At 58.9% G+C, this 12,705-nt stretch carries 9 protein-coding genes; 4 read left to right on the top strand and 5 right to left on the bottom strand.

The window, feature by feature from the left end; genetic code table 11:
* The first annotated feature begins 32 nt into the window (after positions 1 to 32).
* The gene (locus R1A29_RS10510) at positions 33 to 863 is read left to right on the top strand and encodes a helix-turn-helix domain-containing protein (RefSeq protein WP_438301401.1); all 831 of its coding nucleotides are present in this window, start codon (positions 33 to 35) and stop codon (positions 861 to 863) included.
* A 184-nt stretch (positions 864 to 1,047) separates the two neighbouring features.
* Here R1A29_RS10510 and R1A29_RS10505 read toward each other — a convergent pair whose 3' ends face one another.
* On the bottom strand, positions 1,048 to 3,039 hold the full coding sequence (locus R1A29_RS10505) for a hypothetical protein (protein ID WP_438301400.1): 1,992 nt from the start codon (positions 3,037 to 3,039) through the stop codon (positions 1,048 to 1,050).
* A 457-nt stretch (positions 3,040 to 3,496) separates the two neighbouring features.
* Complete coding sequence (locus tag R1A29_RS10500) at positions 3,497 to 3,868, bottom strand: DUF6124 family protein (RefSeq protein WP_438301399.1); 372 nt, start codon at positions 3,866 to 3,868, stop codon at positions 3,497 to 3,499.
* Between the two features lie 590 nt (positions 3,869 to 4,458).
* Between R1A29_RS10500 and R1A29_RS10495 the strand changes: the two genes are divergently transcribed.
* Together R1A29_RS10495 and R1A29_RS10490 are read left to right on the top strand one after the other, a co-directional pair.
* Complete coding sequence (locus tag R1A29_RS10495; protein WP_438301398.1) at positions 4,459 to 6,738, top strand: hypothetical protein; 2,280 nt, start codon at positions 4,459 to 4,461, stop codon at positions 6,736 to 6,738.
* The gene (locus tag R1A29_RS10490; RefSeq protein WP_438301397.1) at positions 6,735 to 8,123 is read left to right on the top strand and encodes a hypothetical protein; all 1,389 of its coding nucleotides are present in this window, start codon (positions 6,735 to 6,737) and stop codon (positions 8,121 to 8,123) included. The genes R1A29_RS10495 and R1A29_RS10490 overlap by 4 nt, the downstream gene beginning before the upstream one ends.
* Positions 8,124 to 8,176: 53 nt before the next feature.
* On the opposite strand, the gene R1A29_RS10485 is transcribed toward R1A29_RS10490, so the two are convergent.
* Positions 8,177 to 8,764: a LysE family translocator gene (locus R1A29_RS10485; protein ID WP_438301396.1), complete on the bottom strand. Its 588-nt coding sequence runs from the start codon at positions 8,762 to 8,764 to the stop codon at positions 8,177 to 8,179.
* Between the two features lie 141 nt (positions 8,765 to 8,905).
* On the opposite strand from R1A29_RS10485, the gene R1A29_RS10480 reads away from it, so the two are divergent.
* Positions 8,906 to 9,691, top strand: a complete 786-nt coding sequence (locus R1A29_RS10480; protein ID WP_438301395.1) for a type 1 glutamine amidotransferase domain-containing protein — start codon at positions 8,906 to 8,908, stop codon at positions 9,689 to 9,691.
* Here R1A29_RS10480 and R1A29_RS10475 read toward each other — a convergent pair.
* Both R1A29_RS10475 and R1A29_RS10470 read right to left on the bottom strand, forming a co-directional pair.
* A complete protein-coding gene (locus tag R1A29_RS10475; protein ID WP_438301394.1) occupies positions 9,669 to 11,906 on the bottom strand; it encodes an ATP-binding protein in 2,238 nt (745 codons plus the stop codon). The genes R1A29_RS10480 and R1A29_RS10475 overlap by 23 nt on opposite strands.
* Entirely contained in the window at positions 11,903 to 12,508 is a 606-nt protein-coding gene (locus tag R1A29_RS10470; RefSeq protein ID WP_438301393.1) for a biliverdin-producing heme oxygenase, read from the bottom strand. The genes R1A29_RS10475 and R1A29_RS10470 overlap by 4 nt, the downstream gene beginning before the upstream one ends.
* Positions 12,509 to 12,705 lie beyond the last annotated feature (197 nt).

Genomic DNA, 12,705 nt, shown 5'->3' with positions numbered 1-12,705 from the left:
ACTCGGGCGCTGGCCTGCCGAGAACCCCAAAAATGAAAGCCGCCACCAGGAACCCCGAACAAGCCCCGCGCTTCTGGCGCGACGACACCCTGCCCTTCATCGAAGCCCGGGCCATCGCCGATGGGCGTGAGGTCTGTTATTCCCGACATTCCCACGCGCACTTTTCCATCGGCGCGATCACCGCCGGGCGCAGCACCTATGTGCACGAACAATCATCGTTCGAAGTGACGGCCGGCACGGTGGTGCTGATGAATCCGGGGGATGTGCACGCCTGCAACCCGATCGACGATCAGCCGTGGTCGTATCTGATGCTGTATGTGGAAACGCCGTGGCTGACGGATCTGCAGCATCAGTTGGGGTTCAGTGCGGAGCTTGAGTTTCGGCGGTTTTCCGATACCCATTTGAATGACGCCCGCCTGTTTCGCGATTTGAATGCGTTGTACGCGGTATTGGTCGACGATCAGCAAGACGTGCTGCGCAAACAGAGCGCAGCGGTGGAATTCTTCAGCGACCTGCAACTGCGCCTGAACCCCGTCGAACCACCGCTGCGCGAACCGAACTTCAAACTCGAACGCGCCGCCGACTTTATCCGCCAGCACTGCACCGAGCTGCTCAGCCTCGACGACATTTGCGCCGCTGCCGAACTGTCACCGTCCTATTTGATCCGCGCCTTCAAACAGTACTTCGGCATGACGCCCCACGCGTTTCTGGTCAACCAGCGCATTCAGTTTGCTCGCGAATGTTTACGGCGCGGGCAGTTGATTGCGGATGTGGCGCTGGAGGCGGGGTTTGCCGATCAGGCGCATTTTCAACGAGCGTTCAAGCAGCATCTGGCGGCTACGCCGGGGCAGTATCGGGGGTAAAAAACAAAACGGCCCGCATTGCTGCGGGCCGTGAGGGTAACCGGCAAAGTCACTGTTCATGACTTTGCCGCAGGTAAATAAATACGTCCCCTTTTACTCAGGTAAATAAATACGTCCCCTTTTACTCACTTTTACTTTGGGGACAAGATCATACGTCCCCTTTTTCCTTCCGACTTTTTGCAGGCTATGAGAGTCGAATGACCTTCATGCTGGAAAGTTCGTAGTCGTTTCCGTATCCCGAAGCCTCATGACTTACAACGGCCAACTCCACTGAGACTGCCGAGGCAGTAAAAGTCCCGGATAGGGTCTGGAGGGTAGTTTGAACAATATCTACGGGCCCTGCGATTGTCTGTCCACCTGCGGAAAGAGAAAGACGTGGTACCGCGTAAAAACTTTTTGTACGAGCATGTTCAATCGAAAACGAATACGTTTTTCCCACAATCATCCCGTGATATTTTTTTTGCAAAACCACTCCATCAGAATTGTCGGTCTGAGTACTGTTTCTTGCCCGTCGGTCCGTGTCGATGCTTACAAAAACCCAGTCAGTTGGAGTGATTGCCCTCCAGCCATTCCATTTGTCATTGTCGAAAGTAGTGACATCGCTGGTGAATCCACCGATGTAAAACTCCAACGGATTCGAATAACTGGTCTTGCCCGCCGCATCTCGAACGATGTGGTAGCGGATACTCAGCTGTTCACCGCGATGGGCCTCAAAGTACTGCTGTACAAACGCCGCATTGAGCGGAAATTTCACGGGCTTGCCGGCGCTCAATGAGTTGAGGGTTTTGTTGTCCGTAAACAGCAGCACACCCTGGGCATCATACAATTGCCAGTGCACCACATCCTTGGGCAGGGTCGGGTTGTTGACCGGGTTGGGGCAGGTGACTTCGCTGATACCGTTGGGCAGGCTGTTGGGTTCAAACGTACCGTCCTTTTCTCCGAGCAGGATGGCCGGAACCAGCTCAAGTTTCGGCTCGCCGATATTCAATGGCGAGGCTGGCGGGGAAGGTCTGCGAACGATCTCGCCGTTCTCGCCTTCGCTGAGCACGTCGTACGACACCACCAGGGTGCCGCCTTCACCGGGTTTCAGGTAATCGGGGCCTGAGATGGTGTCGAAGAAGCCGTCGGGGTCATCGGCCTCCTGCTGGGTCGGAAAGTACCAGTCCAGCTCGGGCTCGAAAAGGGTGCCGTCCGGAAGGGTAATGCTCCAGTGGATTTCAATGGCGTTGTCCGGGGTGATCAGTGGATCGTAGGGGATGCGGACGATCACGTTCGGCAGGTCCGGATCCAGCGCACCGCTCACGGCGCTTTCGACGATGGGAGCTGCCAGCCGTTCGGTTTCGCCGATGATATTGATGAAGCGACCTTTGGAGCGCTGAATGATGCTGCCGCCACGTTCCAGGTCGAAGAAAAACACCGCCTGGGTTTTTGCCAGTGCCCGGGCACCGTCGTTGTCCATCAGCACCTCGACCACCAGCGGTGGGTTTTTGTCGATGGTCTGGCGGGCAACGACCCGGATGTTTTTGCCGTCGGAGGTGATGCCCTCCAAGTACATGATGATGATGTCGCCCAGGTTGTAGTCAACGGACGATGCTGCAAAGACCTGGAGCACCAATTGCTCTTTACCCAACTGATTGACGTCGAGTTCGTTCCCGTTAGCCTGTTTAACAATCGGCGCTTCCAGCCGCGACTTGCCGGTGTCGACGATGATGCGCGTTTCCTTGCACCAGTCTTCGGATTCGTTGTCAGCAAAGTCTCTGACGAAGAAGGACACCGCCAGCCCGTCTCTCCCGGAGTCACCCACCGCGAGGATGACGTCCTTGCTGATGTGGATGACGATAGGGTTGTTCAGCGGGTCGTCGATCTGCGCCTGAGTAACGGGATCCGACGGCACCATTATGGGGCCCCAGCTCACCCAGATCACATCGCCGACGGCGATGTCGGGGTACGGCAGGTTGGAGCCGCTGCCGGGTTTGGCAGTTATCCAAATGTCCACACCCTTTGCGGCAGTGTCCTTGTCGACACCGTCCTGGACAATTTCCGGCGGCCTGAACTCCATGTGCAGGTTGGAGTGTCCCTGCCCGGGATCGATGTCCTGGCCGCCGGGGATTTCCAGTTTGACCAAGAGTTTGAACGGTGGAGCAAAAGGCTCTGGCGCCTGGTTGAAGCGCGTCACCCGATAGGGCATCCATGGTAATGGTTTGATGATCGACCACCTGGTTATTGAACAGAAGCTCCACTTTGTCGGCCAGCCTCTTGTTCGACCAGACCGGTATCTGCGCCTTGAGCCCCTTAGTGGGGAAGTTGAGTAGTGCGGCGGCACGGTTGATGGCCCATTCACCGGTCGGCAGCAGCTTGGCGCCGGGGATGTCTGGGTCGAGCAAGGTGGCTGTTCCAATGGCTTTTTTGGGTTGGACGAGCATGATGGGAACTCCTGCCGAAGGGGGGCGGTGGAGTTATTGGGCGATCAAAGGGGGATTTGGCTACTGTCAGATCTGACAGGTTGAGGAAGGTTTTGACCAACGGTTTCGCCTGTGAGCTCGCTTTTCAGCTTTGTAGCCATAAAGCTGGAAGTAAAATGACAAAACCCGCCGTCTCGATCAATCGGGACGGCGGTTTTTTATATGCTCAGGCTACAGCGGCGTCTCAGCCTTCACTTCCAGGTTATCCAGCACCCGATTTACCGCCAGTTCCGCCAGCATGATCAGTTGCCCGATGCCCAGCAGCACATGCCGCTGCGGCGTATCGATCATCCCGGCGAAGTCGCTGGCCATGGTTTTGGCCGAGGTCAGGGTTTCGCAGGCGTCGGCCAGCAGTTCTTCGTTCGGGATACCGGGGGCGATGAGGTAGCGGGTGTTGGGTTTGAGCAGCGGTTTTCTGGGATGGAACGGATTGAGGTAGTGGTCGAGGGCGCGGTCGGCGGCTTCGTGGAATTTCTTGGAGTCGAGGGTTTCGTAGGGCGAGGTCGGGTCGGTTTCGGGTGGGTTTGGCGTTGGTTTGATCATGGTGAAGCTCCTTGATAGGCGGAGCTGCAACCGTTCGCGGTCAATCGAAACAGGTGGCAGCTGTACGCGGGTTGACCGACCGGGAATCAAGGAACCCGGCATACCCGAAGGTATCCCGCGCACAACCGCCATAAAACGAACAGCCACGAGAGCTGAACGGAAACGGCACGCTGGCGCCTTGATTGAGTCGGACGGTCAAGTCCGGTCGCTGATTCGTCAGCGACCGACACACGATAGAACCCGGCCCCAAGGCCCACAAGCCGGCGGATTCTGGCGGATGCGTAGGCAACGGCGCAAGGTGTTGTGGCTTGCCGGAAGCATCCTTAAACACCTTTAAACCCAAGACCCGTCACACTTACGGCAAAAACAGAAATCATGTTTCAAACAATATGAAACAAGAGAATCCAGACTTCATAAAAACATCACCAACCCTCAGCATATTTATAGCGTCCAGGATATATCGACTTCAACTCTCACACTCCCCCCTCATTCGCAAAACACTTTCACACACAACTTCAACCACACTTTTTCGATCGCTCATTTAATCTCGGCACCCTCCCACTCATTCTTTTTCAAGCCGAGCTTATTCAATGCAAACAGACATTTCAAAACTTGACGCCGATTTAGATGAACAACAAAAGCAGAGTATTGCCGACACGCTTATTCACTTTATTGAAAGTCCGTACGCTGTAAAGCAACTTGCCTGGGAGTGGGACCGTATCCAGGCCCCCATCGTGGAAGGTTCCCTGTTTTCCAGGGTCCATCGAAGCGCCAGTGTGTCCTTGTCGATTCTGCTTCGACGCTCCGGTTTTTCCGAAATTCGCGAACGGCACTCAGTTCCCGAAACCGCCATCTTCCTGGTCAACGAAACGGGCCGTCTTTATTTTTCCTTTCCCAATCTCGCCGGTAACGCAAACGCGCCCGCAACACAGTATGTGTCGCCGCGAGACATCACCCCGGACGTCGCCGGTCTGGCAGGCTTCAGCGAAGAACTGAACGCGCTGGCCCGTATCGCCAGCCTGTGCGGCGGCTGGATAACGACCGGTGGAACCCTGCTCGTCGGCCAATGGCTGCGCTTCCAGCAACTGCACCTTCCGGTCAATGAAGAGGAGACTCGGGCACTGATCGATCTGTTGCATTTCTCAAGGCTGCCCGACGCTCCCAGGTTTGCAAATTACTGGCAAGTGCTGGACGCTCCGGCCGATTCTCCTTACGAGCTCGATGAAGAAAAACGGGCCATCATCGCGCAAGTCACCGAGGCCTACACGGGTGGGGAAATGCCTCTGGCAAGCGCCTTCGGCACCCATCTGTTGCTGGAGAGTACTTCGCCAGACACCTTGCAGACCAGCAACGGCTACCGCTTGCAGCGACTGACGGAAATGGCCGTCTGGGCTTCCGGGGAGGCCCGGGAATACATCGATGCGCTGGGGTGGTTTGCCGATGCCGCCAAATCGCCGCCACGGGAACTCATCGAGCAATTGCTGATTGCCGCCATGCTGCTGGACCTCGACCCGGAACTGGACATCGCGTCCACCCGCTTCGCGGGATTCGACCTTTATGCCAGCGATTTCCTGCACCTGCATCCAGCCCAGGTGCGGACGCGACTGGAAAGACACCTGGTCGAAACGCTGCAACTGAACGAGTTGCTTGCCCCTCTGGTAGCACAATGGGCACTGGGCGGTATGGCTCCGGAATATCAGTTTGCGCACTGGCCGGCCGAGATGCGTATGGGAACGCCGGCGTGGGTGGTGGGCTGCCAGACGCTTCATCTGGTGGAGTCGCTGGTTCCGGGCGTCTCCCGCGACATGACCTATCAGCATCTGATGGGGTTCGGCCAGTCTGTCAGGGCGATGCCGCAACTGGCAGCCATGCAGGCGCCTCTTTCGGTCGATCCGGTGGTGACCTGGGCACTGATGAACAAGGTCATTTCCCGCAACAGTGACAATACCGTCGACGAAACGGCCATCAGGCACGCCTGCGACGAATATGCGCGCTACACGGACAAGATGCTGAGTGCCGTCGAAGCCCTGAGCAGCCCTCTCCCCGACCGCCGACAACTGGCGCTGAATGAACTGAACCGTCGGTATCCCGAATGCGATCCGGATGAGACCCTGGTCAAGCACCGGGGCAGCGGTGGCGGCGGCGGACGCAAGGTATCCGTACTTGATCTGTACCTGGGGGATGAACTTCACACGCGGGACTGGGACCGTGTCAGAGGCCAGAGTATTTACGAGTCATTTCCGGAACTGGAACATCTGTTTCCCGTTGCCGAACTTTACGACCCGGAAGTCTGGAGATACTTCGACAACATCACCGGCGCACTGGCGAACAATATTGAATTTGCACTTTCGCAACTTTCGCCAAAACTTTTGCCAGAGATCGAATATGGTGCCATCGGCCTGTACAGCGTACAGAAGATAGACTACAGGGCTGAAGCTCCTTCCGGCCGTCCGGGTGTGACCATTCCTGCGGCGGAACTGCCCGGAGAAACCGGTCGTTACGGCGTTATTCTCTGTGCCCAGTACCTGCACAACAGAGTTGCCTGCTTCGAGTTGTTCCCCCTGCGGATGACGTGTCGTGAAGCCCCTGAACTCGAGGACTTCTTCGCCCCTCTCGTTTCAGGTGACTACTTCAAACTCGACACACAATTCGCCAATTTGAAAAAAATTGAAAATGTGCCAGTCGACCTCCAGGCCTATCTACAGAACGTGGCACCGAGAAGCGGCATCAAATCCCGGCTGTTTCTGCGCAAGATCGGCGAACTGCGCGCATCTGGCGCAGACTCGATCCGGACTTTCCGACAACACTCCTGCGTTCGCCTCGCAAAACGGCTCTGGGCAGACTGGTCGCCGAAAAGAGTCCGCATTTGACGCACAGCGAAATACACCAGCTGGGTCTGCATCAAAGCGACCGGGAGCGAGCCATTGAAAAGACCGACGCCATTTTCAATGCGATTCTCAACATGATCATTCCATTCAAGAGTTGTGTGGAAGGGCTCTCCTCGGGCGACCCCAAAAAGCAGGGCCCGGCCATTTTCGACTGCATCGTTGACGCCGCCGTCGTGGTGATGTCCTTTGCAGCCGTGCCCGCCAGGATCGCGCTGACCGCCAGCAAGGCCTCGTCCCTGGCGACCCGGCTGCTTGCCGGGTCCCGGATACTTGCCAGTACGACACTGAGCTTGTTCAACCCTTTGAGTGGACTCCCCGGGCTGATCAAGAGCGGTGGCAAGCTGATCGGTCGCGGCGCTTCAAAACTCGGCGGCCATATCGTCGGGGCCCTGCGCAAACCCCATCAGCATTTGCGTTATCTGACGGGCGCCAATAGCTACGACCTGCTCAAGGCCATTGACCACACGGGTTCGGCTGCACAGGTACGGATGTCCCTGGACACGGTATCCCACGCACGGGCACTGCTGAAAAACGACACCCTCGAGACGGTGCAGCAAGTTGTCGCCCACTTGAGCGACCAGCACTTCAAGCTGCCCGCGAAGGTTGCCGAGACGGAATGGCGGCACCTCGCGAACAACGCCGTCATGGAAACAGCGCTTCAATCGAAACAGGCCGGTGACCTGGAATCCCTGATCGGCCGACAGGCAATGGACGAACTGACGCAAGCGCTCTTCAAAACCTACCCGGTCCAACTCAACGATGTGCGCAACACGGCACAGATCTACACAGAAAGACTCACTGTCCTTTACGAGCTGGAAAGCAAAAAAGCCCGTTACATGAAGGGCTATCAACAAGACGTACTGAACCTGGACCTGGGCAAGGCGCCGTACAACGACGTGATGCCCGAAGCACTCTTCAATCCCCTGGGCTACACCGATCCATCACAACGCGCGACGGCCTGGATGTTGAAAGGCTCGAGTTCCAGCGGTAATGACTTCGACAATATCCTTGGCGTGCTGCGCGAATACAGCTCAAACGGGGCCTCCTTGACCGACCCGAATGTGATCAGGGAAATCCATCGCAGACTCGTACCGGAACTCGCCGGAAAAGTGCGCAACGCAGGTACGCCAACCCAATATGGAAGCAGCCCTACCGGTTTCGCATTGCTTGAGCAGCACTTGAAGAACCTGGACGCGAACCATCAGCACTTTGACAAACACGTGCTGGCAGCGGTCGTCGGCTTCCAGGGTTTCGCTGATGGCAACGGCCGCACTGCCAGTGCGCTGTACTCGATCAGTCAACTGCGCAGAAACAGCTTCACAGCCATGCCGCCCCACGTTTTCAGGAAACTGAACGGCATATTCTGACGACGCTCGGTTGAACAGATTACGAGCCCGTACCCCGCTTGTCGGGGTGCGGATCAGGGCAGCAACAAGTACACCGCACTCACCGCCAACAGCAACGCCATCACCCGGTTGAACAAGCGCATCCCCGCCGGATTGTGCAGATAGCCACGCAAGAACGTGCCGGCATACACCCAACACCCGACCGACAGATAACAGATCACCAGATACACCGCCGCAAACTGCCACACCAGCCGCGCTTCGCCATCGGCGACGAACGCGCCCATCCCCGCCACGCAGGCCAGCCAGGCCTTGGGGTTGAGCCACTGCATCACCGCGCCGTAGAGCATTGACGGCGCCCTGCCCGATTCTCCCGCATTCAACTGCCCGTTATCGGTGGCCAGTTTCCAGGCCATGAACAGCAGAAATGCCACCCCGGCCAGTTGCACCACGCGGGTCAGCGACGGCCACAGCATAAGCACTTCATGCAGCCCCAGCCCCATCAACACCAGCAACAATACAAACCCCAGCGTCGCTCCGGCCACATGCCGCTGACTGGCGCGAAAGCCGAACTGCGCCCCCGAACTCAACGCCACGATATTCACCGGCCCCGGGGTAATGGACGCGGCCAGGGCAAACGCCGCCATCGACACAATCAGACTCATCGCACACCTGCTTCAAATCGAGGAACAAGGCGCTCACGGTAACCAGCGCCCAGCCCTGAGTATTGAACGAAATTACCCCCGAACGCGCAGACCCACTACGCTCTACCTCAGTGACCACTCTCGACCAGGAAGTCGCCCGCGATGATTCTGATTCTGCTGCCCTCCGCCGATTACGACCCCACCGAAAGCAGCGTGCCATGGCAGGCCATGCGCGATGCGGGCATCGAAGTGCGTTTTGCCACGCCACAAGGCTTGCCCGCCCACGCCGATCCACGATTGGTGGACATCGGTTTCGGCCTGTTGAGTTCGATGCTGATGACGCGCAGGGCCGATCTGGACAGTTACGCGAAAATGATCGAGTCCGAAGCGTTCAAAAAGCCGCTCGCGTATGCCGATGTCGACTCGAAGGAGTTTGACGGCTTGCTGATTCCCGGCGGCCACGCCAAGGGGATGCGCACACTGCTGGAATCCAAACAGGCCCAGCAGATCGCCCTGCAATTTTTCAAGGCCGAAAAACCCGTGGCAGCGGTGTGTCATGGCGTGTTGTTGCTGGCCCGGACGCTCGATCCCGACACCGGACGTTCGGTGTTGTTCGGGCGCAAGGTCACGGCACTGCTGGCGGCAACCATGGAATTGCCGGCGTGGCTGATGACCGCTGCGTGGCTGGGGCGCTACTACCGCACCTACAAGCAGACCGTCGAGGCGGAAGTGACCGCCGCACTGGCCCGCAAGTCCGACTTCGTGCGCGGGCCACTCATTGCCAAACGCGACCAGGCAGACAACCCGCAAATCGGTTTTGTGGTGCGCGACGACAACCTGCTGACGGCCCGCTGGCCCGGCGACTGCCATCGATTCGCCGCCGAATGGGTGGCCCTGTTGCAGGCCACCCGTCGCGAGCCGATTCTCAGTCCAGACGTGGCACGGTGAAGCGGAATTCGCTGCCCTGCCCCGGCTCGCTCTCGGCAACAATCCGCCCACCATGGGCCTCGACGATGCCTTGCGTGATGTAAAGACCAAGCCCCGTGCCGTTCGGATTGCCTTCCTTCACCGTCCAGTAACGGTCGAACACGTGCGGCAGGTGATCCTTGGGGATGCCTTCGCCGCTGTCGCGCACCGTGAAGACAATGTCGTCACCGACCGATTTGGCAAACACATCGACCGTGCCCAGACGCGGCGTGAACTTGATCGCGTTGCCGACCAGATTCGACAGCACCTGAAACAGCCGCTCCGGGTCGGCATGAATACTCAGATCGGGATCGGCCTCGAACGAGATGCTGATGTCCTTGTCCAGCGCAAGCGGCGCGAGCAGTGACTGCGCCTCTTCGAACATCTGTGCGACATCGAGTTTCTGCGGCGCGATGGTGTAGCGCCCGGCGTCGATTTTCGAGGTGTCGAGCAAGTCTTCCAGCAACGTGTTCATGCGCCCGGCGGCTTGCTGCATGGTGTCGATCGCAGTCGAGATGCGCCGCGAAGTGTGCGGCCCGTCGGAGCTGAAAGCCTTTTGCATCATGCCGCACAGCATCGAAATGACGGTCATCGGGTTGCGCAGGTCGTGGGAAACCACTGCCACCAGCTCATCGCGAGCCCGCACCGCTTCCTGCTCGCGACGCACCTGGCGGGCCAGGTCGTTTTCCAGTGCCGAGCGGCGCAGGTCGTTGGCGGCGAACAAATCGCCATGGCTCCACTTGGTGGAGATCCCGGCCATCTCAACCTTCCAGATTTCGAACGAGGTACGCGGCCGCAGGCGCAGGCCGGCATCGGAGTTTTCCAGGTCCAGCGGCTTGCGTGGGTCGCCGCTCCAGTTGATGTTCTCTTTGACTTCCGGGCGGAACCACAGCACGCCGTTATCCACCGGTTTGGGTAGGCTCATGGCGAGCACGCCGCTGGCAACCTGCTGATACTGCGCGGCCGGCGGGTAGACGCTGGCCAGGTGATGACTGGCAAACACCGGCTCGCCACGCTCCTGCAACCATTTGTGCAGGGCGCGAATGTCTTCCGGCTCCGGGCAATTGCCGTAACGGTGCAATTGCTTGTCTTCGATGATCGCGATGCCACCGGCATTGGCCAGCGCCATCAGAACTTGTGGCTGGTTAGCCAGGCCATCGAAGACGTTTTGCGGCGAATCGATCATCGCCTGATTGAGCAATGCCAGCGCCTCGACCTTTTCCTCCCGTTGACGGCTGACTTCCAGCGCTTCCATCGCGCTGATCTGCAACGACAGCACCTGACCGATGGTCTGGCATGCGGTGCGCAATTCGTGGGGCACGTGCAACGGCTGACGGTTGCCGCAACTGATCAGGCCCCAGAGCTTGTCGCCCTTGAGCAGGGAAATGCTCATCGACGACAGCACGCCCATGTTCTTCATGTACTGGCAGTGGATCGGCGACACGCTGCGCAGCGTGGCGAAGCTCAAGTCCAGCGGGGTCTGGGTGTCCGGACGCAACTTGGGCACCAGCGGCACCGGTTGATAGTCGGCATTCGGAATGATCCGCAGCCAGTTGGTACGGTACAGCTCCCGGGCCTGCTCGGGGATGTCCGAGGCCGGGAAGAACAAACCGTTGAAGACCTCCATCGACGGATCGGACGCTTCGGCGATGACCTGGCCGTGGCCCTCCTCTTCGAAGCGATAGATCAGCACCCGGTCGTAACCGGTCATGGCCTGGATTTCCTTGACGCTGATGTCGTACAGCGCCTGCAGGCTCTGGGCCTTTTGCAGGCGCGCGAGCATCCGCCCGAGGTGGGTTTCGGTGCCGGCGACGTTGCGCGGCTGGAAGTTTTCGACGTGGATTTCCAGCTCCAGGATCAACACATCCTGATGCCGGTGCAGCAAGCCTTCGAACGCCGTGCCGTTGAGGCGAAAGTGCAGCGGCGGCGCGTCGGACAGGGTCGGTTGCTGCAAGGCCTCGCGAACCTGGGCGGCATGGGCATCGCCGATCAGGCTTGGCAGCGGCTGGCCGATCAGTTCCGGTGCCGGACGCGCGAGCAAGGTCTCGACGTTGGCGCTGATCTGGATGATCGAAAGCTCGGGCTCGCTCAGGGTCAACAGCAAACCGTGGGGCTGGATCGCGCCGGGAAAGCGGATCGGCTCGTCGGCGCAGTTGGCCAGCAACTCTTCAAAGGCTTCTTTGTCTTGCGGGGTCATACCAGAACCTCCTGGCTTTCGAGCCAGCGCTCGAAACAGCTGAATGTGGTGTGAGCGGCCGCCACGACGGCTTCACGCTCGTCGGCGTCCATCGGGCGGCTGCCCAGGTATTCGATGAAGTCGCGCCAGCGCCGGCCGGTGGCAGCGCCGTAGATGTCCAGAAATGCCGCGCCGTTGTCCGCGCCCAGGTTCAGCCGTGTGGCGATTTCCCGGCGCAGGATTTGCCCGCCGAGGGTCGCGCCTTCCAGCACGTACAGCACGCCCAGACCTGCAGCGGCGGAGTCGATGGCGGGCAACTGGCGGCAGATTGAGGAAACCTCCGGATTTGCGCCCAACGCTTGCAGATCGCGTTGCAGGGTCGGCGCCTTGAGGCGTGAAACCAGATCGAAATCGGCGGGGATCGCGCCGCTGTCCTGCAACGCGGCTTCCAGTGGCTCATAGAAGCCGTAATAGGCGCGCATCAATCGCTCGAAAGCGTGCAGATCAAGGGTGTCGGAGAAAAAAGGAAGGCGTTTTTCCAGGGCGATGTGCAGTTCGGCGGTGCCGGCGCGCAGGTCCTGCAACACCGGTGGCACATGAACCTCGCGGGCCTTTGCTTGCATGTAGTCGCTCGTACAGTGGGCCGCCTGGGGCCATTGGGGAATGAAAACGCATGGCGCGAAAGCTTACACGGCAATTGTCCTTTCTGACCCGGCAGATGATTTTTTCTGGCGGATTCATCACCCTGTGACGGTTTCAGAGTTGACGGGGCGGCGGAAAGTTCGAACGGATTCACGCCCGAAAATCGCTGTACCGCGAC

Source organism: Pseudomonas sp. NMS19W, from assembly GCF_051554255.1.
In the GTDB taxonomy this organism is placed as follows: domain Bacteria; phylum Pseudomonadota; class Gammaproteobacteria; order Pseudomonadales; family Pseudomonadaceae; genus Aquipseudomonas; species Aquipseudomonas kribbensis.
The sequence above is the reverse complement of the archived record's forward strand: the minus strand, read 5'-3'. Positions and strand labels throughout refer to the sequence as shown.